Origin of the sequence: Nostoc sp. NMS8, assembly GCF_017115045.1 — a bacterium.
GTDB lineage: Bacteria > Cyanobacteriota > Cyanobacteriia > Cyanobacteriales > Nostocaceae > Nostoc.
Map to the genome: position 1 here is coordinate 1 of NZ_JABXKK010000089.1, position 22,915 is coordinate 22,915.

23 protein-coding genes and 1 tRNA gene are annotated in these 22,915 nt (G+C 39.6%); 8 read left to right on the forward strand and 16 right to left on the reverse strand.

Features of this window, described 5'->3' with window-relative positions; all coding sequences use genetic code 11:
* Positions 1-845 precede the first annotated feature (845 nt).
* Positions 846-1,901 carry a photosystem II D2 protein (photosystem q(a) protein) gene (gene psbD / locus HWQ39_RS18045; protein WP_292844628.1) on the reverse strand — a complete coding sequence of 352 codons (1,056 nt, stop codon included), beginning with the start codon at positions 1,899-1,901 and terminating at the stop codon, positions 846-848.
* Positions 1,902-2,204: 303 nt separating this feature from the next.
* Here psbD and HWQ39_RS18050 point away from each other — a divergent pair, with 303 nt between their 5' ends.
* The 7 genes from HWQ39_RS18050 to HWQ39_RS18080 all read left to right on the forward strand — a co-directional run bounded on the left by HWQ39_RS18050 (position 2,205) and on the right by HWQ39_RS18080 (position 6,095).
* Positions 2,205-2,477 (forward strand): hypothetical protein, encoded by a 273-nt coding sequence (locus HWQ39_RS18050; RefSeq protein ID WP_012410874.1) that lies wholly within the window; start codon positions 2,205-2,207, stop codon positions 2,475-2,477.
* A gap of 13 nt (positions 2,478-2,490) precedes the next feature.
* On the forward strand, positions 2,491-3,168 hold the full coding sequence (locus HWQ39_RS18055; protein WP_292847856.1) for an ABC transporter ATP-binding protein: 678 nt from the start codon (positions 2,491-2,493) through the stop codon (positions 3,166-3,168).
* A gap of 280 nt (positions 3,169-3,448) precedes the next feature.
* Entirely contained in the window at positions 3,449-3,997 is a 549-nt protein-coding gene (locus tag HWQ39_RS18060; protein WP_292847858.1) for an NYN domain-containing protein, read from the forward strand.
* 136 nt (positions 3,998-4,133) lie between these two features.
* Positions 4,134-4,205 (forward strand) — tRNA-Asn (locus HWQ39_RS18065).
* Positions 4,206-4,564: 359 nt separating this feature from the next.
* Positions 4,565-5,047 (forward strand): hypothetical protein, encoded by a 483-nt coding sequence (locus HWQ39_RS18070; protein ID WP_292847861.1) that lies wholly within the window; start codon positions 4,565-4,567, stop codon positions 5,045-5,047.
* Positions 5,048-5,471: 424 nt separating this feature from the next.
* Entirely contained in the window at positions 5,472-5,810 is a 339-nt protein-coding gene (locus HWQ39_RS18075; protein ID WP_292847864.1) for a hypothetical protein, read from the forward strand.
* Between the two features lie 33 nt (positions 5,811-5,843).
* Positions 5,844-6,095 carry a hypothetical protein gene (locus HWQ39_RS18080; RefSeq protein WP_292847867.1) on the forward strand — a complete coding sequence of 84 codons (252 nt, stop codon included), beginning with the start codon at positions 5,844-5,846 and terminating at the stop codon, positions 6,093-6,095.
* On the opposite strand, the gene HWQ39_RS18085 is transcribed toward HWQ39_RS18080, so the two are convergent.
* On the reverse strand, positions 6,092-6,931 hold the full coding sequence (locus tag HWQ39_RS18085) for a M56 family metallopeptidase (protein ID WP_292848167.1): 840 nt from the start codon (positions 6,929-6,931) through the stop codon (positions 6,092-6,094). The two genes, HWQ39_RS18080 and HWQ39_RS18085, sit on opposite strands and share 4 nt — an antisense overlap.
* Positions 6,931-7,350 carry a BlaI/MecI/CopY family transcriptional regulator gene (locus HWQ39_RS18090; RefSeq protein ID WP_292721488.1) on the reverse strand — a complete coding sequence of 140 codons (420 nt, stop codon included), beginning with the start codon at positions 7,348-7,350 and terminating at the stop codon, positions 6,931-6,933. The genes HWQ39_RS18085 and HWQ39_RS18090 overlap by 1 nt, the downstream gene beginning before the upstream one ends.
* A 455-nt stretch (positions 7,351-7,805) precedes the next feature.
* Here HWQ39_RS18090 and HWQ39_RS18095 point away from each other — a divergent pair, with 455 nt between their 5' ends.
* On the forward strand, positions 7,806-8,540 hold the full coding sequence (locus HWQ39_RS18095; protein ID WP_292847870.1) for a 2-phosphosulfolactate phosphatase family protein: 735 nt from the start codon (positions 7,806-7,808) through the stop codon (positions 8,538-8,540).
* A gap of 61 nt (positions 8,541-8,601) precedes the next feature.
* On the opposite strand, the gene rfbD is transcribed toward HWQ39_RS18095, so the two are convergent.
* The 13 genes from rfbD to HWQ39_RS18160 all read right to left on the reverse strand — a co-directional run bounded on the left by rfbD (position 8,602) and on the right by HWQ39_RS18160 (position 22,897).
* Complete coding sequence (gene rfbD, locus HWQ39_RS18100; protein ID WP_292847873.1) at positions 8,602-9,471, reverse strand: dTDP-4-dehydrorhamnose reductase; 870 nt, start codon at positions 9,469-9,471, stop codon at positions 8,602-8,604.
* 170 nt (positions 9,472-9,641) lie between these two features.
* On the reverse strand, positions 9,642-10,187 hold the full coding sequence (rfbC, locus tag HWQ39_RS18105; RefSeq protein ID WP_292847876.1) for a dTDP-4-dehydrorhamnose 3,5-epimerase: 546 nt from the start codon (positions 10,185-10,187) through the stop codon (positions 9,642-9,644).
* A gap of 118 nt (positions 10,188-10,305) precedes the next feature.
* A complete protein-coding gene (locus HWQ39_RS18110) occupies positions 10,306-11,382 on the reverse strand; it encodes a glucose-1-phosphate thymidylyltransferase (protein WP_292847879.1) in 1,077 nt (358 codons plus the stop codon).
* Positions 11,383-11,479: 97 nt separating this feature from the next.
* Positions 11,480-12,574, reverse strand: coding sequence for a glycosyltransferase family 1 protein (locus HWQ39_RS18115; protein WP_292847882.1), 1,095 nt, complete (start codon positions 12,572-12,574; stop codon positions 11,480-11,482).
* Positions 12,574-13,734, reverse strand: coding sequence for a glycosyltransferase family 1 protein (locus tag HWQ39_RS18120; protein WP_292847885.1), 1,161 nt, complete (start codon positions 13,732-13,734; stop codon positions 12,574-12,576). The genes HWQ39_RS18115 and HWQ39_RS18120 overlap by 1 nt, the downstream gene beginning before the upstream one ends.
* Positions 13,735-13,742: 8 nt before the next feature.
* Entirely contained in the window at positions 13,743-14,714 is a 972-nt protein-coding gene (locus tag HWQ39_RS18125; RefSeq protein ID WP_292847888.1) for a GDP-mannose 4,6-dehydratase, read from the reverse strand.
* Between the two features lie 177 nt (positions 14,715-14,891).
* Positions 14,892-15,260: an EamA family transporter gene (locus tag HWQ39_RS18130; protein ID WP_292847891.1), complete on the reverse strand. Its 369-nt coding sequence runs from the start codon at positions 15,258-15,260 to the stop codon at positions 14,892-14,894.
* Positions 15,261-15,292: 32 nt separating this feature from the next.
* The gene (locus HWQ39_RS18135; RefSeq protein ID WP_292847894.1) at positions 15,293-17,548 is read right to left on the reverse strand and encodes a hypothetical protein; all 2,256 of its coding nucleotides are present in this window, start codon (positions 17,546-17,548) and stop codon (positions 15,293-15,295) included.
* A gap of 134 nt (positions 17,549-17,682) precedes the next feature.
* Complete coding sequence (locus HWQ39_RS18140; RefSeq protein ID WP_292847897.1) at positions 17,683-18,429, reverse strand: glycosyltransferase family 2 protein; 747 nt, start codon at positions 18,427-18,429, stop codon at positions 17,683-17,685.
* 7 nt (positions 18,430-18,436) lie between these two features.
* The gene (locus HWQ39_RS18145; protein ID WP_292847900.1) at positions 18,437-19,000 is read right to left on the reverse strand and encodes a class I SAM-dependent methyltransferase; all 564 of its coding nucleotides are present in this window, start codon (positions 18,998-19,000) and stop codon (positions 18,437-18,439) included.
* 194 nt (positions 19,001-19,194) lie between these two features.
* Positions 19,195-20,370, reverse strand: a complete 1,176-nt coding sequence (locus tag HWQ39_RS18150) for a glycosyltransferase family 1 protein (RefSeq protein ID WP_292847903.1) — start codon at positions 20,368-20,370, stop codon at positions 19,195-19,197.
* Positions 20,367-21,290, reverse strand: coding sequence for a glycosyltransferase family 2 protein (locus tag HWQ39_RS18155; RefSeq protein ID WP_292847906.1), 924 nt, complete (start codon positions 21,288-21,290; stop codon positions 20,367-20,369). Before HWQ39_RS18155 ends, HWQ39_RS18150 begins: the two co-directional genes overlap by 4 nt.
* Entirely contained in the window at positions 21,287-22,897 is a 1,611-nt protein-coding gene (locus tag HWQ39_RS18160) for a glycosyltransferase family 1 protein (protein ID WP_292847909.1), read from the reverse strand. The genes HWQ39_RS18155 and HWQ39_RS18160 overlap by 4 nt, the downstream gene beginning before the upstream one ends.
* Positions 22,898-22,915: the final 18 nt, after the last annotated feature.

Consider the following 22,915-nt stretch of genomic DNA (forward strand, 5'->3'; position numbering starts at 1 on the left):
TGATGGCATTATCTAGACTCCATAGATGATTCTTTTTGTCAATGCGTAAGTCCTAATTTCTTACATTTTGCATTTGAGAAAGGCAAATTTCTTTTATTCTCCACACAAAAAGTATAAAAGGATAGATTAGGACGTAATATGTGTGTGTATATTTAAATCAAACTTGGTAGATAGACGCTGTTACTCAAATCCGCTCAGTCCCAAAAGCTGGATGTAAGATATTCGTCTTTGAAAAAAACTTAAATGTGTTGGCTTTACCTGCACTCTAAGAGAGGCTGCGCCAACGATATAGCTTAGTGACATACCAGAGGCATCTCCATCTAAGTTTTCAAAAGCAACCAATAAAAGTCACCCATAAAAAACTATCCGCCCTGATTTAGATCGGATGGTCTAAATCAGGGCGGTCTAGCGGGTCTTCAGGTTGCAACCAGACTGCCGGAAGGAACTCCGAGCTTGCCTAGCTACTTGAGCTAACTTAGTATCTCAAAGATGACTAAGGCTAACTTTTAGAGAACAGCCCCGGCACGCAGCCGGCTAACTGCAACCTGATGACCCATGCATTTACTACTTTCTATCATGGGCATCACCTCCTTATTGCCTAAGCGGTCTTAGTTTTCAAAGGGCAGAGTATTTACTCTGGGTTTATAACCTTCATCTAACATAACACATAAATTTAGAGATATTAACTATATACAGAAAAAATCTCCCACCTTTTGGTGAGAGATAATTAGAGAATGGCGAATATTGACACTTTCTTGGTTGATTACAAAGAGATTATTTCATCTGGGTGGTGTCAATTTTTATCCACCACAATCCTAATTCAGGACATAGCCGGATTTTAATTCTTAGAGAGCGTTACCACGTGGTAGAACTTCCTCAGGGAATACAAATTGTTCGTGGGGTTGATCTTGAGGAGCCATCCAAGCGCGGATACCCTCGTTCAGCAAAATGTTTTTGGTATAGAAGGTTTCAAACTCAGGGTCTTCCGCCGCCCGTAATTCTTGGGAGACGAAATCATAAGCCCGCAGGTTGAGTGCTAAACCGACGATGCCAACGGCGCTCATCCACAAACCGGTGACTGGCACGAACAACATGAAGAAGTGCAACCAGCGTTTGTTTGAGAAAGCAATACCGAAAATCTGTGACCAGAAACGGTTTGCTGTCACCATTGAGTAGGTTTCTTCCGACTGGGTAGGATTGAAGGCGCGGAAGGTGTTAGCACCATCGCCGTCTTCAAACAAGGTATTTTCGACTGTGGCACCATGAATGGCGCACAATAGCGCACCACCCAATACACCCGCAACACCCATCATGTGGAAGGGGTTGAGTGTCCAGTTATGGAAACCTTGCAGGAATAGCAGGAACCGGAAGATCGCCGCGACGCCAAAGCTGGGTGCAAAGAACCAGCTTGATTGTCCCAAGGGGTAAATCAGAAATACACTGACGAATACCGCGATGGGAGCAGAGAAAGCGAGAGCGTTGTAAGGACGGATACCTACTAGACGCGCAATTTCAAATTGCCGCAACATGAAGCCAATCAAACCGAAGGCTCCGTGTAGGGCAACGAATGGCCACAAACCACCCAATTGGAACCAACGGGTGAGGTTGCCTTGGGCTTCTGGCCCCCACAACAGCAATAGGGAATGTCCCATACTGTCAGCGGGGGTGGATACTGCCACTGTCAAAAAGTTCGCTCCTTCTAGGTAGGAGGAGGCTAATCCGTGGGTGTACCAAGAGGTGACGAAGGTGGTGCCGGTCAGCCAACCGCCTAGTGCTAGGAAGGCGCAGGGGAATAATAGTATCCCTGACCAACCTACGAATACGAAGCGATCGCGCTTGAGCCAGTCGTCAAGAACGTCAAACCACCCTCTACTGGGGGCGCGTCCAACTGCGATGGTCATTAGAGCAAATCTCCAAATGTTTATAAGTACAGGTTGTATCTGTATTATAGATGGCTACATAAAAGCCTTCTATAAGCAGAAAGTTAACCAGGTTGTTAACCAAGTTTACAATTTTTTACACACCTTTAATAATATTAGGTGTAAATCGCTAATTTTTCTAGGGGTTTTGTAATAAAAATTAATTTTTGCTTCAGATGAGCGAGATGAACAGAAATTCCCAATCCCCAATCCCCAACCCCCATTTCCCTAGAATCACTCAGCTGACGCTAAAATGAGTCCACAGTTAAATTTGATTATTGCTAAATGTTTACCATCGATTTAAGCATCAGAAACACTGCTTTCCCTATTTCGGTACAACGTAAATCAGCAGAGGATGCTGAGGCTGTTTATCAGCTAATTTTGGCGGCAATCCGTTCTGGGAACCCTGACATTGTAGAACTCAAGTGCGAGGGCAAGACAGAGAAAAAAATTGCTGTCCGCGCTAGTGAAATTTCTGGGGTGCAGATTGTTCAGAAAGATGGTACAACCCCTGGTGGTGGCAGACCACCTGGCTTTTTTGCTGTAGCTGCTGAGTAACTAAGGTTGACAAATGTCTCAAGTTGGCATTGAGGTCAAGGATTTAAATTTCAGTTGGCCGAATGGAGAGAAAGTGATCAAATCTTGCTCTTTAGAAGTGCCCAAGGGTGAGTTTTGGATGCTCTTGGGTACCAATGGCAGCGGAAAATCAACGTTACTGAGACTGCTGGCGGGGTTATTAGCTCCTGAATCTGGCGAAATTCGGGTTTTGCACCCCGTTGGTTTTGTCTTCCAAAATCCAGATCATCAACTGGTAATGCCAACGGTTGGTGCTGATGTGGCTTTTGGATTGGTGGAAGAAAAGTTGCCACCTGCTGCTACTAGAGCCAGGGTTGAGGAGGCGCTGGGGGCGGTGAATTTGATTACCTTGCAACGACGCCCTATCTATGCGCTCTCTGGGGGACAGAAACAGCGAGTCGCGATCGCCGGTGCGATCGCCCGTCGCTGTGAAGTTCTATTACTAGATGAACCTACTGCCTTACTAGATCCAGATAGCCAGTTAGATTTAGTTGCTGGTGTCCGCCGCCTTGTCAAAAGTCGAGGTATTACAGCCCTCTGGGTGACACATCGATTAGACGAGTTAAATTATTGTGACGGCGCTTTTTTGCTAGAAAAAGGCTCTCTGGTAGATAGGGGTGAACCCCAACGCCTCAAACAACGTCTAATGGAGGTAGACAGCGAAGCCTCCTAACTAAGTGCTGAGTAATGAGTAATGAGTAAATAAGTAAAATTCATTGCACTGGCTCAAACCTTGCTATTGCTTAACTGCACTCCTGAATACTACTAAAAAGAACTTTAACGCGCCTTTGAAACAAAGGCGCGTTTTAAGTTGGTGCCTCTATCTTAGGCTTGAGTTTTATGAGGCTGCCGTATTTTTTATTCTATGTAGCATAGTGTTACACACAATTGATCAATTATTATAAATCTTATGAATGAATTTTGTTAACTCTAGAAAATTGTGATTAAAAACCATGTCCCGTTCCTTACTCCAAGCCGTTTTGTTAGTGGACGGCTACAATATCATCGGTGCTTGGCCTTGCCTTAAAAAAACGCGTGATAGCGTCGGATTAGAGGCCGCACGGGGCGAACTTGTGGAAGCGATGACTGGTTATAGCGCGTTTCAAGGTTACACAACTCAGATAGTTTTTGATGCCCAATATCAGAATTGCTCTAGTAATAAAGAAATTATTACTGAGCTTTTGTCTGTTTATTACACTGATTTTGGGCAAACAGCAGATACTTATATTGAAAAATCCTGCGCTTCTTTTCGCCACCAAATAGCCCAATCTTTGATTTCTCGTGTGATTGTTGCTACATCAGATCGGGCACAGCAGTTGATGATACAAGGGTATGGGGCTGAATGGTTGTCTGCACAACAACTTTGCGGGGAAGTGGAAGCCACTGTTTGCCGGATGCGACAAAAGTATCACACGCGCAAACAATCTAAGAGTAGGTTTTTAGCTAATGCCATCGATGCTAAGGCGCGGCAACGTCTGGCTGAATTACGAATGGGATTATAGTATTTAACACTCTCTGCTTAAGTTCCTGAATGGGTTTTGACTGCAAAATTTCTATAAATTAAACATATAAAAAAAATATTATCGAAAGTACTTGCCAAATTCTATTTTTAGCCCTAATATTGTAAATCGTGAGTGATCCTCAGTAGCTCAGTGGTAGAGCGATCGACTGTTAATCGATTGGTCGCTGGTTCGAATCCAGCCTGGGGAGTTTAAAGATTTTGGATTTTAGATTATCCATGAGAGCTTTATGGTCGCTTGACTTGGCTGTGAAGTTTCTGTATTATGGATCTTTTGGTGCTTGTCCTAAACAAGTGTTGGAATTTTAAGAAGGACTGCGATCGCATCAAGGGTCTGTTCTGCACTTTTAACAGCCAACATTGGGCCATTTGCCAAATAAATATTTTTCTCAGACATCACGTTTAAGGCAAGAGACGCGACAAATCGCCGTGTCTACAAATCGGTACAGCGATTTATCGCGCCTTTGCGATCTGTAAAGACATTATGGGACTAGTGGTATTGTTTTAAGTGATTGCACTTAAATTGCTGAAACTAGGATAAACGCTTTACATGACTTCTGGAGCGCTGCCTGCCAATCCTTTTGTGGCTGCGGGGATGATTGAAGATCCCAGGCTGTTTGTTGGTCGTAAAGATGAATTACACGTGATCGCATCTCGGATGAAGGGCGATCAGCCTACAAGTATCAATATAGTTGGTGAGAAGCACATTGGTAAATCTTCGTTGCTGCATTATTTCGTTCTGACTTGGCAGCAGCGAGGATTAGACCCGAATCGTTATGTGGTAATTTACTTACCGTTACGGGGTGTAGATTGCCAAACTGAAACGGGTTTCTATGAGGCTGTAGCTGAAGGTTTACTGAGTCATGTTCAGGGATGGCAACAACGCAGTCTGCAAAATTGTTGGAAGAGTAAACTGCTGAATCGTCAAGCTTTTTCAGATGCGGTTAAGGAATGGAAACAGCAAGGAAAGCTACCTGTTCTCTGTCTGGATGATTTTGAAAGCCTTTTGAAATATCTAGGACTTACGCATTGACAGAAAAGCCAAAATAAGAGGTATAGTTTTCAAGGCTTCTAGGTAGGTTTTTCAGTCATATTTTGGCGATCGCCAGCAATCAAAAGTGACCGCCAAAAGCCTTAAACAACGTATTTACGTTAATACACAAGATAGTTTTTTTTACAGTGCGTAAGTCCTAATATCCTGATAAATTCGATAATGGATTTTATGATAATTTGCGATCGCTGATGGATAGCAACGTCTTGATGCTAGTGCTGGCTTCGCGTAAACAACTGGATGTTTATGCTAACGAGCATCGGTTTGTCTCTAGTTTTTTCAATATTGGTCACACTATTTATTTGAAAGAACTAACTACAGATGAGGCTATTGAACTGTCGCGCTTACCAACTCGGTCTAGTAATGGTGCAGCTTTGAGTGTAGATGAACAGAATCATGCCCAGCAATGGGGCATCGTCATCCTTATAAGTTGCAATTGGCTGGTTACTATTTGTGGGAAGCACGTCAACAAGGCAAGGCAATCAAGTGGGCGAAACAGCAGTTTGAACAACAGCTTGCAGATCCTAAATCTAAAGCAAAAGGAAAGTGGTGGGAATTATGGAAGAGTTTAGCAGATAGCGATCGCTCTCTCTTGCGTCGGATAATCTATGGGGAAACTCCCACCCAGCAAGACAAAGGTGTTATTCGCAAACTAACGCGAAAAGAAATCTTGACTCAAGAAGGCAATGCTTTTCAAGTGCCTTTAGTGCAAAAATATATAGAACAGTTGCTAGAAGAAGAGTAATATAACAACCCTATTCAAAATTTTCATCGTTATGTGGCAACCGACATCGCTACAAGGACGACGGATGTCGCTACAGGGATGACAGATGTCACTACAGGGACGACGGATGTCGCTACAGGGATGACAGATGTCACTACAGGGACGACGGATGTCGCTACAAGGATGACGGATGTCACTACAGAGACGACGGATATCGTTACAGGGATGACGGATGTTACTACAGAGACGACGGATGTCACTATAGTCGCAGTTTCGTACTATGGCAACTGGCTAAATTCAAATTAACTATGAAATATCACAGTCAGTAAAGGCAGGAACGCCAACAGAAAGCCATGCCAGGATTGCAATTGAGCTTCTGAGGTTGGTTCTGGTGGTGCTAATAAAGCTTCTACTCTTTGTTCTAAGCGATCTGCACCAGAGGAACCTAATGGAGCACAGCAAATTTCTGATAAGACTGGGCCGCTACTAACTACTAATAAAAGTGATTCTGCTAACACCAGAGGATCTACCTGCAATGCTGCATAACTGTCGGCACGGAGTTCGCGCAAAGCTAAAAGTTCTTCCCACAAAGGCTCTGTATTTGGCAACCATGCAGTGCAAGAACGCACCCAACCCAGCCAGAAAAACCAGAACGTATCCCTGTAATGGTGATGCCCTTGCTCATGGGCTAAGACGCTTTCTAAATGAGCAGGTGAGAGAGTTTGCACTAATCCTTGGCTAACCACTAGTTCTGGTTGCCAAAAACCGATTTGACCTGCAAACAACGCGCCTGTTTGCAGGAGTCTGGCTCGTTTATCGCCAACATTCACTAAGGGGCAGTTACGGGCAGATTCTACAGACTGCCAACCCTGGAAAGCAAGTTTAATGCATGAAATGGCAAAAAATGCCAAATAAATTAATGCTAGTAAATAGCTAATTGAGCCTGTATACATGCCGCCCATTTGTCCTTGGGGCCCCATGAACAGCACAGCGATCGCAGTCATGAAAATTAGCAAGGGCGGGAAGAGAAACAAAAATAGCGATCGCTGCCACCGCAGATTCCAATTGCCTTGGGGTTGATTCCAAGCGGATCTTAACCACCAGGCAACTGCCAAAGCATTCAAAATCATTATCAGATGCATCATTGTTCCTCCCTGGCTTGGCGTGCAGATTGAATACGTTTGGCGATCGCTGCTATTTGCTCACTAGCTGCTTCATCCAGACTATCAGCAAAGGCAGCAACAACATCGGGATTTCCCACCGCTAGAAATCGCTGTAACTGCTCGTGAGCTTTGATCACTTCTGACTGTTGCTTACTCAGCATTGGCCGCCAATAGAATGCCCGCTCTTTCTTGTCGCAAGCCAGCCAACCTTTATCAGTGAGGCGACGTAAAACTGTGGTGACAGAAGTATACGCTAATTCGCGGTTGGGATCGGCGAGGATGCGATCGTGTACATCCTTGACTGTGGCTGAACCAAGTTCCCAGATGATATTTAAAATTTCCGCTTCTAACGGGCCTAAAGATAGTTGTTTAGGGCGGTAGTCGGGTAAAGGTGCCATAGCAATTTCAATGGAGAGTGGGGAGTGGGAGAGACGCGATTAATTGCGTCTGTACTGGGGAATGGGAAATGAATGGATATCTGTCTCTTTGGGTTGTAACCTTAAAGCTGTAAATTTTCCCCTTTTAGAACGTCTGTTCTTGTTTTAGATTACAAGATAGTGCAGCAAATCTGAAAGTCTAAAATCATAAAAATAGGCTTTTTCAGTATTGATTAGGGATTGAAAACAGGCAGAGGGGCTGCTGTTCCTGCTGAGGGTAATAATTCTCCCTTGCTCCCTGCCCCCTGCCCCCTTGCTTCTTCCCCATTCCCCACTGCTATCTATGTATTGAATGAGATACATTTTGTATTTTGATGATAAAAAATTTTCCTGGAACAATTGTGACTATAGTTAGTGACACCAACTAGATAGAATGTTATTTTCGGCAGTAGTATTAAAACAGGTGTATCCAGCCCGTGAAGTTATTCGTATACCACACTCCTGAATTGACTCCAACGGATAAAGCGCCAGAATGTGCGATCGCAGTCGATGTCTTGCGAGCCACTAGCACAATTGCGACTGTCTTGGCATCTGGAGGCGAAGCTGTACAAGTATTCAGCGATTTAGATCAGTTAATTGAAGTTAGCGAAAAATGGCCCCCTGAAAAACGTTTGCGGGCTGGAGAACGCGGCGGCGCAAAAGTTGCTGGCTTTGAGTTGGGTAACTCTCCCCTCGACTGCACACCAGAATTAGTACAAGGGCGGCGTTTGTTTATCAGCACTACAAATGGCACTCGTGCCTTACAACGGGTACAAGACTCCCCAAATGTCTTAGCAGCAGCCTTGATTAACCGGGCGGCGGTGGTGCAATTCCTTTTAGATAAGCAACCAAAAACAGTGTGGATTGTCGGTTCTGGCTGGGAAGGCAGTTATTCCTTAGAGGATACAGTTTGTGCAGGTGCGATCGCTCATAGTATTTTGCAACAAACCCAGTTGTCACCAGAAGAACTCGCTGGGAATGATGAAGTAATAAGTGCGATCGCTCTTTACTCTCAATGGCAAGATAACTTATTAGGATTACTTCACCAAGCTAGTCACGGTCAAAGATTGTTACGCCTTGACTGTCTAGATGATTTAAAATATTGTTCCCAAACTGATATTTTAGATGTTTTGCCCATACAACGAGAGACGGGAGTATTAAAAAGGGGATAGGGACTGGGGATTGGGGATTGGGGAGATGACGGGCACAAGAAAAATAACTATTTCCCATTCCTTATTCTGCAAGCAATTGTCGGAGTCTTTGCCGCCAATGAGGGGAATAAGTCCCTAGAAGTGCGGAAATTTTTCCACAAGCAAGGACGGAATAAGCAGGGCGACGGGCTGGCGTCGGATATTCGGCGGTTGTAATGGGAACAATGCTTTCAACTTTCAAAGGGAAGCCTAGCTGTTGGGCTTCTTCAAAGATGGCGACGGCAAAATCATACCAGCTAGCAACGCCGCTATTAGTGTAGTGATAAGTGCCGCTAATTTCTGGAGTTAACTGGGGAATTATCTGGGCGATAACTGCGGCTATATCTTGCGCCCAGGTTGGGCTACCAATTTGATCAGCGACAACACGGAGTTCTTGACGTTCTGCACCTAGTCGCAGCATGGTTTTGACAAAGTTACTTTTGCCAAAGTTTCCATAAACCCAAGCAGTACGGAGGATAAGGTGATGGGCGCAAGTTTCCCGAATAGCTTCTTCTCCAGCGAGTTTGGTTTTACCGTAGACACTCAAGGGATTAGTCGCATCAGTTTCTTGATAAGGGCTACATCCATTACCATCAAAAACGTAATCGGTCGAAATATGAATTAGAAAAGCTCCTAATTTTTGGCTTTCTTCGGCAAGAATTAGGGGTGCAATAGCATTAATAGCGATAGCAAGTTCGGTTTCACTTTCGGCTTTGTCTACAGCAGTATAAGCAGCGGCGTTAATGATAATTTGCGGCTGCTTTGATCTAATAACTTTGCGGAGAGTATCGGGTTGGGCAAGGTCTACTGTTGGGCGCGCTACTGAGATAACATTGCTGTGAGACGTGAGGATTTGTTGCAGTTCCTTACCCACTTGACCATTGCTACCAATCAGCAGAATTGATTTACTCATAGTTATTAGTCATTAGTCATTAGTTATTAGTCCAAGAGAAGCTACGCGCACTCTTTAACGTGGTTTAAATTATTCCGATGAAAGACAAAGTTTTTCCGCTCACCATAAAAGTAAGCTTGGGGCATCGCAAGAGGAGGGGTCTGTAACAAAATCCAATGACCAATGACTACTTAATCAAATATTTCAGCAGTTTTTAAAGGTTTGCCGGCTTGGTCTTTAGCTGACAAAATCGGTGGCGAATTTAAGGGCCAATCTATCGCTAAATCTGGATCGTTCCATAAAATTGTGCGATCGCCTTGGGGCGCGTAATAATCTGTAGTTTTATAGAGAACTTCAGCTACTTCTGAAAGCACAAGGAAGCCGTGAGCAAAGCCTGGTGGTATCCACAATAGGCGCTTGTTCTCAGCACTGAGTTCAGAACCTACCCACTTACCAAATGTAGGAGAGCTTTTTCTGATATCTACGGCTACATCAAAAATAATACCGACAACAGCACGAATAAGCTTACCTTGTGGTTGTTGGATTTGGTAGTGCAGCCCACGCAGAACGTTTTGTTTGGAATAAGAGTGGTTATCTTGCACAAAGTTTGTAAGAATACCCGTCTGTTGAGCAAATTTTTGGTGATTGTAGGCTTCAAAAAATAAACCGCGATCGTCTGCAAATACTTGGGGTTCAATTTGTAGAACTTCAGAAATTTTGGTATGTAAAATGCTCATTAATATTATTAATAGTATGTGCCGCAGTGTTCTGATTGTTAGATGAATTTTGCATTCATATTTTACAAGCACTGTGTTCCAACTTTGACACTGGCTTGTCCTATCTGTAACAAGTAAATTAGGTTAGTTCAATTTGACAATCATCGCCAATCATAAATCGCAAGGCTTTGGGGCGACGGGGTGCAAGACTCAATTGTGCCCTTTGTCCAATGACACTATCAATAATACGCTGATGGATTCCGGCAATTTTAGCACCTTCTAAAATCACACTGTGTTCTAAATCAGTATCAATGAGGGTGACATTGTTAGCAATACTACTGTAAGGGCCAATAAAGCAGTTTTCTAAATGACAATTGCTGCCAACGACTACTGGCCCCCGAATTGTGCAATTAATTACTTTGGATTTTGCACCGATTTGCACTCGTCCAATAATCTGACTTTGGGCATCGACTTCGCCCGCAACTGATGCCATCAGATAGGTGTCGAGAATTAATCGGTTAGCTTCTAGTAAGTCATCTTTTTTACCAGTATCTAGCCACCAACCTTGCAGATTATAGGCTAAAACCTGCCTTTCCTGATTAATGAGGTATTGAATGGCATCAGTGATTTCTAGTTCGCCTCTGGTGGAAGGTTGGATATTGGCGATCGCATCATAAATGAGGTGAGAAAAGAAATAAACTCCTACCAATGCCAAATTTGAAGGAGGAACTTTGGGTTTTTCAATTAACTGTAATACCCGTCCTGTTTCATCCACCTGAGCCACGCCAAAGGCGCTAGGGTTGGCAACCGAACGTAAGAGAATCAGAGCATCTGGCTGTTGTTGGCTAAATTGTTGCAGAAAGTAACGTAACTCACCTAGTTGAATGAGGTTATCGCCCAAGTACATCACAAAGGGAGAATCACCTAAAAATGGACGGGCGATTTGAACGGCGTGAGCAAGTCCAAGTGGCTGGTCTTGTACGATATAGGTGATGTTTGCTCCAAAGTATTCTCCATTTCCGGTTTTTCCTTGGACTTCTGCTCCAGTTTCCGGGCTGATAATGATGCCAATATCGGTAATACCAGCAGCCACCATTTCTTCGATGCCATACCATAAAACAGGTTTATTAGCAACTGGTACAAGTTGTTTTGCTCCGCTGTAGGTGAGGGGACGTAGACGTGTACCTTTACCGCCAGAGAGAATTAGTGCTTTCATAAAGATTTCGGATTAATTCACAGTCATTAGTCAAGATAATCTGAAACTTGAACAAAATCCCAAATCTTGGCATCCAATTCTGGTGCTAGTTTATCTTTTATAAGTAACGGGATAAAACTTCGGCGGTTGCTTTTCCTGTTTTTTCCCAACTGAATTGTTGAGAGTGAGTGACACCTTGGTTAGAAAGGCGCGATCGCAATACCGAATCAGTTGCAACAGCCTGCATCGCCTCTGTAATTTCTGCTGTGTTGTAGGGATCGATCAGAATCGCCGCATCGCCAGCCACCTCTGGTAAGGAGGAAAGATTGGAGGTAATGACAGGAGTACCACAAGCCATTGCTTCGAGAACGGGTAAACCAAAACCCTCCCACAGACTGGGGAAAACCAGAGCGATCGCTTGATTGATGATTTTTGGTAATTCACTGTAAGGAACATAGTTCAGAAACTTGACTTGATTAGTTATTCCTAGTTCTTCTACTTGCGCTTCTAAAGTAGGGGTGTAACGCGAATCAATTGGCCCTACTAACCATAGTTCATAGTCTTTACAGTTAATCAACGTCGCAAAAGCACTGATAAGTCGCTGGATGTTTTTGTATGGGTCTTGGCGGCCAATGTAGAGAAAGTAGTTGCTGGTGGGGAGGTTAAGAGGAAGGAAGTGAGTGCGATCGTGTGCCAAAGGAATCGCAGTAATTTTGCTGGCGGGAATTCCGTAAAAATCGGTGATATCTTTAGCCGTAGTCTGGGAGATACAAATAATGTGTTGCGCTTGCTTAAGAACTTGGGGAGTGTAGTAGCGGTGATAGGATGTTAGTGGTGAGAAGCGTTTGCCAAAGCGTAACGGTATCATATCAAAAGATGTGACGACAAAACGACAGTTGCTATAAAGGGGTGCTTCCGGTAGCGGTGAGAATAAGAGACTCGATTTGAGGTTTTTATATATTTGTGGTAATTGAAATTGTGTCCAAATCAGGCGGTTAAAATGACCTTTTGTACCGTGGTCTGGGGTTAAATTTGATGGGATTGAATAGCAGTCAAAATCGGGATATTTTTGCGCTGTTAATAGAGTAGGTTGCAAAGATTTTAAATAAGGAAAAAGGTTTTGAGCATAGTTGCCTATACCTGTTGGTTTAGACAACAGAATAGATAAGTTAATAATGAATTCTTGGGCAGAGGGATTGTCTACTATTGTCATTAAATAATGGTTCTATAAGCGTTTAACGTTTCTTTTGCCGTTCTTTCCCAGGAAAATAATTTTGCTCTAGCTTTCCCTTTATTAATTAATTCTTGGCGTAACTGGGAATCACTGATGACTTTCAGGATAGCTTCCCCTAGTTGAATAGGATTATTAGGGTCAACTAGTATAGCTGCATCTCCTGTAACTTCTGGAATCGAGGAAGTATTGGAACTGATCACAGGAGCGCCTAGAGTCATTGCTTCCAATACGGGTAAACCAAACCCTTCGTAATGAGATGGATAAACGAAGACATCAGCTTTTGAGTAAAATAATGCAACTAATTCATTAGATAGGTAATTAAGATGATGAATTTGGTTTGCCCAAGGCGAATTTTCAATAGCTGCAAATATCGGTTCATATTTCCATCCTTTCTTCCCAATCAATATTAACTGATGTTCAATTTTATACTTTCCTTTCAAAAAATTAAAAGCTGTAATTATAGTATTAATATTTTTTCTTGGCTCTATTGTGCTGACAAAAAGTAGATATGGTTTGGAGAAATCATAATTAGTTTGCTTTTCTAGGTTCTGGGCAATTTCTTCAGACAAGTAATTAGGATAGTAGCGACTAGCTAAAGGTGTGATATAGACTTTTTTTGGGTCTATTTCCAAATACTCAATAATATCTTTTTTAGAACTTTCTGAAATTGTTAAAACTAAATCTGTCCACTGCAAACATCGCTTTATCTTTTCTGTATATGTTTTTACAACTGAATTTATATATTGAGGATATCTAATAAAAGTCAGATCATATATATTCATTACCTTTAAACTATTTTTACAGGGATAGACTGAGTAATTTGTACCATGTAATATATCTGGAAAACCAAAATATTTTTCAAAGTAAGATAAACTGGGTCTAAATGCTAAAGCTAATAATAAATCTGAAATTCTCACAGGTAAAGGCAAGAGATACTGTTGAGAAGAATCTTTAAAAGATTCAGGAAAACTAAAGTCACCCGAGAGCCAATTTTTTAACCCTGGTTGATAGACTACTCCTAACTGAAAATTTTCCTCTTTTTGTAATACATCGAGAGCGCATATTAAATTAGCAACATAAAAGCCAACCCCACTTGGTTTGGAATCCATTGGGGTGGCATCAACTACAATTTTTAGCATCAGAATACTTAGGCTCCGTTTTTGCTCAATTTCTTCAGGTCATAATCAACCATAACCTCAACCAATTGCTCAAATGAGTACTGAGGCTGCCAACCTAAGTCCGTCTTAATTTTATTAATGGAACCAACTAACTGCACTGATTCATCAGAGCGATAAAAAGCAGGGTCAACTGAGACATAATCTTGCCAGTTTAGACCAACGCTGTTAAAAGCACACTCAACGAGTTCTCTGACAGAGTGAGTTTCACCACTAGCGATGATATAGTCATCAGGTTGTGCTTGCTGCAACATCAACCACATAGCGTAAACAGCATCTTTGGCGTAGCACCAATCACGACGGGCATCTAGGTTGCCTAATTTTAGTTCATTTGCTAAACCTAATTTAATTTGGGCAGCTGCGTGCGTGATTTTGCGAAATACAAATTCTGTCCCACGTCGAGGCGATTCGTGAGTATAAGTAATACCACAGCAGTTGTAAAGGTTGTATTTCTGCCGATAGTTGACAGTCATCCAGTGAGCGTATGCTTTGGCAACACCGTAAGGGTTGCGCGGACGAAAGGCGGTGCGTTCAGTTTGAGGTGATTCATCAGGTTGACCAAAAACTTCACTACTAGATGCTTGATAGAATCTGGCATCAGGTTTGCAACGACGAATAGATTCTAAGAGGCGGGAGACACCTAAAGCTGTATATTCAGCAGTGAGAGCAGGTTGTGTCCAAGAAAGAGGAACGTAGCTTTGCGAGGCGAGATTATAGATTTCGTCAGGTTGAGCTTCGGTAATCACATCCATTAAAGAGGACTGATCTAAAAGGTCGCCAGAAAGGATTTGGATATCGCCAGAAAGGTGATTGATGCGCTCAAGATTACTGGAACTTGAGCGGCGGACTAAGCCGAAGACTTGATAGCCTTCGCTTAGTAGTAGTTCAGCAAGATAAGAGCCATCTTGTCCAGTTAAACCGGTAATGAGAGCTTTTCTAATCACAGTTATAATCCTACTGTAAAAAAAATAAAATTTAAAAGGTTATTTAGTAAATGTTATAGCAACGGAGAAAGCGGTTAGGATGCTTTACGAAGCACATTTTCCATAGCATCCCGAAGAGAGTCAAATTGAATTAGTTGTTTACAAATTCGACTCGTCAATCATGACCAATTTGTTATTTTATTTTTGCCAAACTACTAAAATAACTCCACCCACGATAAAACTCAAACCTACGAGACGGGTTAAGGGAATTGTTTCCCTGAAAATGAAGTAACCTAACAGGACTGAGAAAACATAAACTAGAGAAATAGATGGAGCCGCAATACTTAAATTTACTCTAGTGAGAAGTAAAATATATGCAATAGCGCCTAAACCATAACAAGTTAATCCAATTAATAGTTCCGGTGTGGTAGCAATACTAATAATATTACTTAGGGCATTGGCTGAATTGACCTTTACCAATTTTAGTGCCCCCAATTTTAAGAAAAATTGTCCACCTAAACTTGTAGCAATAGACATTATCAGTAAAGCAAATTCTTGTAAGTTCATACCATTTTCCTCACACTTATTTAGCTAAACAATTAAGAATCTGATGTAACTGTTACATCGATTTTAGGGTAAGGAGATTGCTTATCGCTAAACCAAGCAACCGTTTCCTGCACCATTGTTAAAATAAGAGTATATTCCCCTGGTATAGTAGGTACTGTGACAACTGCATTAATTGCTACCGACTCTCCCGGAGATACGTCAAAAGGCAGAATCGTGCGATTGCCATCTGCGACTACTAGTTTACCACTAGCATCTAGCCAACGATAAGATAGATTTGTTGGGTTACGCCCTGAATTATACCAGATGAAATTGCTTTTATTTTTGATAAAAATAGGCATTCTCAGTATTGAGCCAGCCTTAATAGTTTCTGTATTATTAATAATTTTTATTTCTTGTAAGAAAATTGGTTGGGGAATTAGTTGCGAATTTGTGAGTTGTTGTGTTCCTACATTGATATCTAGTTCGTAAAGCGGCTTGCCAGTAGAATTAGGAAATTCACCAATTCCTTCGCTAACTAAGTCAAAAACAAGCTTATATCTCCCTACCTTTTTGGGAAAATTAATAGAAGCGATCGCCTCAGTCACCTCATTTTGTCTTGGTTTACCAGAAACATAAAGCCGAAGATCACTAACTTCCTTACTAAGCTCATCGTAAAAGCGACATCTTACGCGTATTTCTCCCCTTTCCAGTGCAGATTCATAACCGAACCACGTCGATTTACCCGTGTTTTGAAGCTTGGCTTTCAGAACTTTTTCCACACCTGGTTCAACTGAAATCAAATAATTAAGAGGCTGATTATTATCGTCCGTAATTTTTATGATTTTTCCACTTAAACCTTGAAGATATGCTGGTTGTTCTATGGGAGGTTTGATAATCTTGTGAATGACAGCTTGAGTATGTCTTTCTATTTGGCTGTCTCTTAAACTCCAAAGCCTATATTGGTATTCATACTTATCAATATTTAGAGGAATTGGATTCCATATCACACCAGGATTAGCACCAAAAGCTCCAACCATCTGAGTTAGTGTAGAAAATGTTATTAATACTAAAAATACTAAAAACTTGATGACAGGTATTTTTTTATATCTGATTATATTGCTGACTTTATTAGCCAAAAAATAACTAATCAAATAGCAAATTATCGGCATTATATCGACCATAAATCTTGGTCCATAAGAATGCCCCGCCCACCATATTATATAGAAACAATAACTACCAAGTAAAAAAATAGAAGCAATCGTCATACTTCCTATTAATTTCTCATCTTGATTAAACCTTAATTTAAAAACTTGATAGATTCCAAGCAGAGAATACAAAACTATAGGAGAGAAAACAATAAGACCTCGACTAGGGCTAATTAGAGTTCCCAAAGATGCAGTTATAAAATTATTGAAAGTGAATAGATAGGGAGAAGTATGGAAAATCTTTCCATAACCACCAGTGAGGCTACCAAAGTAGTATAAATTCCATAAAATACTTGGTAGTGTGGAAACCAAACCAAAAAACCAGAATCTTGACTGAAAGCGATAAGTAAAAACTGAGTAGATAAGAACTGCAACTAAATATAATGTACTTGTAGGACGAATACCAGGGAGAAAGCCACAAGCAATTCCTGCTAAGAGCAGCCATCTTTTCTGACTTTTTTCTGAAGTATGGTTAGCCTTCAGCAAACAGTATATAGTGCTTACCAGCATTAAGTTAGATGCCCCATGTTGCCACAGTCCTTGAGAACTTGTCATCCATGTATTTGTGGCAAATGCAAATATGTATGTAGAAATTAAAGATATAGTTAGAGGAAATTTTAATCTGAGAGATAGATAAAATATACTAACTGTAATAGATGTAATTATTGTAGCAGCAAGTTTTTCAAAAAAGATTCTATATATATCAAAACTTACAGATGTTAAGTCTATGTTAAACAACCCAGCATAATAATATGTTAATTTTAAATAAGAATAAAAAATTATATACAAAGGAAAAGTAATAATTGCAGTTCCTATTGGATATGTAGAGCTTAAATGGCCGTTAATTCCATCAACAAAAAAATAACAATTTCCATAGCTTGCTGAACAAAAATGGCTTGTTCTAAAAGCATCTAAATTAAGAGTATGATTTTCAAGTAGATTGAAACCTAATAACGTGCTTGGAACTGTATCGCCAGAACTTATTGTTGCTCCATTAGCAAGATAGATTACAGTAGAAATTAGAAAAATTAATACAGGCGGTATAAGCTCATATTTATTATTAAGTTCTCTTGTATTAAGTTTACCTATCATTCCATTTATCATTCTAATATTTACTAATAACTATATTTAGTTGCAAGAAAATACAACTTTAGTAAAAAGTCAGGCGAAAGTCCTAAGCTTAAATAAGATCCTAATAGCTACGCCATAACAGGGACTTAACTTAATTCAATAACTAATTAAATTATTTTATTGTTGGCAGAATAATTTATATAAGGCAAATTGTATTTCTTAGTATTAGCCAGCAGATTGTATTTTAAAATGCATATAATTGCTCTAATTCCATCTTTCCAACCTATTTTTTTACCTTCCTTATATGTCCGACCATAATAAGATATACCTACCTCATAAATACGGCATTCCATTTTCGCAACCTTAGCTGTGATTTCAGGCTCAAATCCAAACCGATTTTCTTCTATTTTGATAGATTGAATAATTTCACGTCGAAAAGCTTTATAACAAGTTTCCATATCTGTTAGATTAATATTAGTGAACATATTAGATAACATAGTTAAACAAACATTGCCTACCATATGCCAGTAGTAGACAACTCTATGCGGTCTGCCACCCTGGAAACGTGAACCAAAAACTACATCAGCTCTATCATCTAAAATAGGTTGAATCATTAGGAGATATTCTCGTGGATCGTATTCCAAATCTGCATCTTGAACAATGATAATATCTCCAGTAGCTCCAGCAAAGCCAGTTCTTAAAGCTGCACCTTTTCCTCTGTTTTTGTGATGGTAAATTACTTTGTCTACCTGTGACTCTATCTTTGATTTAAGTAATTCTCGCGTCCCGTCTATTGAGCAATCATCCACTATAATAATTTCACAATTTTTTACAGGTGATGCTTTGACAGCCTCTATAACTTGGCTGATAGTTCCCAATTCGTTGTAACAAGGAATCACAACAGATAACCTCATATAATAATTAACCCCTCTTAGTCACTGTAGAAAAATTGTTCATCCAAAACTGAAAATATTGGTGATGAAATTCCTGAAATCCAGTCAAATTTACCAAAACTTTTCTGAGATTTTCGCGCTTATAGTATCTTTTGTGGTCTCGAATTTCTGCTTCACTCACTATTTTTAGTCTGTAAGCCAAAAACTCTAGTATCGGCTGCGACCAAACTGATGGAACCGTCAATATCAATTTACCTTGAGGAACGAGAACTCTATAAACTTCTTTTAAAATATCTTTTTCATATTCTATATGTTCTAAAACGGCCAGCATGGTTACAACATCAAAGGTTTCATCCTTAAATGGTAAATGATTATCAAGCCTTAGCTGCTTAGTTTGTATATTGCCTAAGTGGAAGTCTTTAACTTTAAAATCGACACCGAATCCCTCCTTAATGTGAGGAGAAATGCTTTTGAGAAAAGTTGCAGAACTGCCACAACCTACATCCAAAACAACAGAGTTTTTAGGAATGTGGGATATTACTCTTTTAAGGCGGAGGTATCGTAATATCGGTTCTAAAAATGGTTCGCTCATATTTATTTAGTTTTATTAATGGGATTAATTGATGGATTTTCCTAATGTTACTACTGACGCCAATACAAGTTATGTACCATGTCGAAAAAAATGTCAGCAGAAGCAATACTACACCAGTGTTAAAACTAAAAACTTTACTGTTATAAAATAAAAACTAAATCTAAATATTTTTACACTAAAGTTAACTTTTCTATTTAGATCATATAAAATTGCTTTTTAAGCTCCTTTATAGAATTTTTTTTAGGAAGTTTTAAAACATCTATATATGCTTGCATTACTTGCTTCGCTGCGTTTGACCAGGAAAATTTTTTTGCTTGTTTTTGACTATTAATCTTCAAAATATTACGCAATTCACCATCATTAAGTTTTATAAACTTTGCTAAAATATCATCATCATTGGTAGGATCTACGTATAAGACTGCATCTTTGCCAACTTCAGGTAAACTCGTAGTATTAGAAGTTAAAACAGATGCTCCAAGACTCATTGCCTCTAAAACGGGCAATCCAAATCCTTCATAAATTGATGGATAAATAAATGCCCAGCAATTTTTATACAGCCAGTTTAGTGTATCATCATCCACGTACCCTAGTCTACGAATATGCTTAGTCAAGCCTATATTGACAATGAAACTTTCAAGATCGTCTTCTAACCATCCTTGTCCTCCTGCTAAAACCAAAGGTTTCGGATCGTTATAAATATCGATATATTTTTTATACGCCAACAAAGTCCGGCGTAAATTTTTCCTTGGTTCTAAAGTACCTACAGAAAGCCAAAAATTATCAGGTTCGAGGTCAGCAACCGGTTTTTCTTCATCAACATCCTGAAAACGACTTCCTAAATAGACTACACGAGTTCTTTCTATTGGAAAGTGGGGAAATATTTCCAGAAATCGTTGTCTAGAATATTCAGAAATAGCAATAATTAAATCAGCTTGCATTGCTGCATTGAAAACACCATTAAAACAATTCCATCGATTTTCCTCAGAAGTATATTCTGGATGATCGAGGAAACTCAGATCATATAAAGTATAGACAAACCGAGCAGAAGTAAAACGAGGACATGAAAAGTTGTTCCCGTGAACAATATCTGGATTTCCCAATTTTTCTTCATCAATTGCTGCTGAAGTACTCCAAAAAGCTAGAGACTCATGATGTGATAAATGGTCTAGTAGATGAGTACAATTACTTTTATGAAGGCGGCACGTGCTAGTTCCATGCTCTGTATCCCAAAAAGTATTTCCAAATGCGGAGTAAAGCAAATACTCATTATTTTTGTCGCAGCTTACTAGGTGTTTTATAAGACTATCAGCAAAGTATCCACATCCTGCCTTGGCTTTTCCAGTTTGACTAATATCAAAACCGATCCTCATAATCTTTTCAATAGTAAAACTAAATTTTTAATCAGAAATATATTGGCAGCAATTAACCACCAAATCATCCTGACTGATGCATTAATTGAAATCGATTTTTTCCAATGATAAAATGACCACAGACTATTAAAAATTACTGCATTCACAAAAATCATGTTTTGAATAGGTTTTGTTCTGTCTAACTTCCAAGTCTCTTCTATCTTTACGTGCGCGTAAGCAAAAATCCATTTATCTGGTACATTTCCAAATTTGGAATGCATCATATTATTTATTTCATAATGCACAGCTATCCGTTGACCCAGTGTTTTATTAGTTTTATATAAGCGGGAACCAGAAAGCTTGCGTGGTATATAATGAAATGGTGTATTTTTCGCATAACGAAGCCACAATTCATAGTCCATACAGTACTTGAGAGAATCATTCAAGTTGCCATATTTTTTAACTAGACTACGGCGAAAAAATACTGATGGTTGGCAGAGAAAACAAGTTTCGATTAAACGTTGATAATTCCAATCCTCAGTCGGATAAGCTTCAATAACTCGGTCTTTTTCATCAATGTGATCGGCATCACCATATATAGCTTGTATATTGGGATAACATTCAAAAATCTCTTTAATTGCCTGAAAAGTTCCTGGATAGTAAATATCATCAGAATTAATCCAAGCAATTATGTCACCTGTGGTCATAGCGATACCTTTATTAACGGCATCTGCTTGTCCTTTATCAGGTTCTGAAACCCACTTTATGTACTTATCATAATTTTTTAAGATTTCTACAGTCCGATCGGTACTAGCACCATCACAGATTACATACTCCATTTCTGTATCTGCCAATTGTTGAGATAGCACACTCTGTATAGTTCTTTCTATAAAACAACCCTGACCAAAAGAAGGTGTAATAACGCTAAATTTTAAGTTCACACCACACTCTCTAATGCTAAAATTGAACTAGATGATCCATCAACTAAGTTTAATCGACAATGGCGCACCATTAACCCAAGCCGACGTTGATCCGAGTTCAGATTTAGTTGACTAGGTTGAAAGCTAGGCGATATTTGTACTGTTACCACTTCACCTGTAGGCAAAAGTGGCCAAATAACTTTTTGTGATTCGCCCCGAAGGCAGTTGTAAGAAGCTTTCCTCTGTTTAGTGCGTAATTTTATCGTGGCTTTAGAGGTTGGATAAAATTCAGGAGTTTCAAACAAAATCTCTAAAGTTCGCCCTGACAAACCTGGCTCTATGGAAATATGAAATTCAGGTGCTGACCAACCATCATCATAAATGCCAGAAATGATAGTTTTAACTAATGTATTTTGATTTAAAGCCTCTCTTTCAAAGATACTTAAATACTGGTAAGCCATTTCCTTACCATCAAATAGCTCTAATCTTTGAAACCCTTTTTTGACCAGTTGTTTAACTAATAATTGATTATCACTAATCTTTGCCAAACATGATGCTATCTCATCTGGTTTTCGAGGATCGAAATAGATAACGGCATCTCCTCCAACTTCTGGTAAGCTAGCAGCATTACTAGATAATACTGGCTTACCAAATTTCATTGCCTCTAAAGTTGGAATCCCAAATCCTTCATATAATGAAGGAAAAATTAAACATTGACAACCTTGCCAAACAGCTGTTAATACCTCTTGATTTAAAAATCCTAAAAATAAGATGTTTTCTCTCAAACCCATAAGGTCTACTGCTTCCTTTAAGTCATTTTCTTCATGTTCTAATGCACCTGTAAAAACTAAATCTAAAAATGAATTTGGAAACTGTTTTTTATATATTCCATAGGCTGTTAACAGGATCCGATGATTTTTATGTGGCCAATAGTTAGCAGGATAAAATGCATATTTTCGTCCTGCTAAACCTATACTGCTGAGATGCTCTATAACAGTGCTTTCATTTAATTCAACTAGGCGTTCATGAATAGAAATCGGTACAACAGCAAGTTTATCGGGGGGCGTTTTAAAATGCTTGATAAATGATTGGCGTGTAAAATCTGAAATGCAAATGATTTTTTGACACTTATTAAGAAGATCAACTATAAATTTTGTTCGATGTTGCTGTTCTTGAGCAGTAAAGAAAAATTGGTAGTCTAAATGCTGTAAATCATAAACAATAGCTACTAACGGAATATCTTTGTCAGCATATGTTGGTGCAGAGAAAGGACAGAACAATAGATTAATCTTATTTTTTTTCAGTAATGAACTAGAGCCTATAAAATTATTGAAATTAATTTTATTAAATATTTTTTCTAAAAGTCTAGAAAAAAGCCCCAATTTCTTTTTTTTTGGTATATAAATTAAATCAGGAACTAATAGTCGCTCCATCCTGTTAGTCTCGTATTGGGCTAATTCTAAATAATTCCAAGGAGCTGTAAGTAGTAAAAAATAATGGTGAGGCGCTAATTCTTGAAATTGCTTTAGTAGGGTCAATACTAAAACTTTAGCACCTCCATTTTCACCACCAGGTCGTAGAGGAGTTAAATCTATAGCAATTCTTAGAGATGGTTGTAATTCGCTCATATGGTAATTAATACATTC

Coding starts and splice junctions, on each gene's coding strand:
- HWQ39_RS18150 (WP_292847903.1), bottom strand. CDS start 20,370: ATGAGGATCGGTTTTGATATTAGTCAAACTGGAAAAGCCAAGGCAGGA.
- HWQ39_RS18140 (WP_292847897.1), bottom strand. CDS start 18,429: ATGAGGTTATCTGTTGTGATTCCTTGTTACAACGAATTGGGAACTATC.
- rfbC (WP_292847876.1), bottom strand. CDS start 10,187: ATGAGCATTTTACATACCAAAATTTCTGAAGTTCTACAAATTGAACCC.
- rfbD (WP_292847873.1), bottom strand. CDS start 9,471: ATGAGTAAATCAATTCTGCTGATTGGTAGCAATGGTCAAGTGGGTAAG.
- HWQ39_RS18130 (WP_292847891.1), bottom strand. CDS start 15,260: ATGAACTTACAAGAATTTGCTTTACTGATAATGTCTATTGCTACAAGT.
- HWQ39_RS18055 (WP_292847856.1), top strand. CDS start 2,491: ATGTCTCAAGTTGGCATTGAGGTCAAGGATTTAAATTTCAGTTGGCCG.
- HWQ39_RS18135 (WP_292847894.1), bottom strand. CDS start 17,548: ATGATAAATGGAATGATAGGTAAACTTAATACAAGAGAACTTAATAAT.
- HWQ39_RS18075 (WP_292847864.1), top strand. CDS start 5,472: ATGGGGCATCGTCATCCTTATAAGTTGCAATTGGCTGGTTACTATTTG.
- HWQ39_RS18085 (WP_292848167.1), bottom strand. CDS start 6,931: ATGCATCTGATAATGATTTTGAATGCTTTGGCAGTTGCCTGGTGGTTA.
- psbD (WP_292844628.1), bottom strand. CDS start 1,901: ATGACCATCGCAGTTGGACGCGCCCCCAGTAGAGGGTGGTTTGACGTT.
- HWQ39_RS18060 (WP_292847858.1), top strand. CDS start 3,449: ATGTCCCGTTCCTTACTCCAAGCCGTTTTGTTAGTGGACGGCTACAAT.
- HWQ39_RS18090 (WP_292721488.1), bottom strand. CDS start 7,350: ATGGCACCTTTACCCGACTACCGCCCTAAACAACTATCTTTAGGCCCG.
- HWQ39_RS18145 (WP_292847900.1), bottom strand. CDS start 19,000: ATGAGCGAACCATTTTTAGAACCGATATTACGATACCTCCGCCTTAAA.
- HWQ39_RS18160 (WP_292847909.1), bottom strand. CDS start 22,897: ATGAGCGAATTACAACCATCTCTAAGAATTGCTATAGATTTAACTCCT.
- HWQ39_RS18110 (WP_292847879.1), bottom strand. CDS start 11,382: ATGAAAGCACTAATTCTCTCTGGCGGTAAAGGTACACGTCTACGTCCC.
- HWQ39_RS18115 (WP_292847882.1), bottom strand. CDS start 12,574: ATGACAATAGTAGACAATCCCTCTGCCCAAGAATTCATTATTAACTTA.
- HWQ39_RS18120 (WP_292847885.1), bottom strand. CDS start 13,734: ATGCTAAAAATTGTAGTTGATGCCACCCCAATGGATTCCAAACCAAGT.
- HWQ39_RS18050 (WP_012410874.1), top strand. CDS start 2,205: ATGTTTACCATCGATTTAAGCATCAGAAACACTGCTTTCCCTATTTCG.
- HWQ39_RS18070 (WP_292847861.1), top strand. CDS start 4,565: ATGACTTCTGGAGCGCTGCCTGCCAATCCTTTTGTGGCTGCGGGGATG.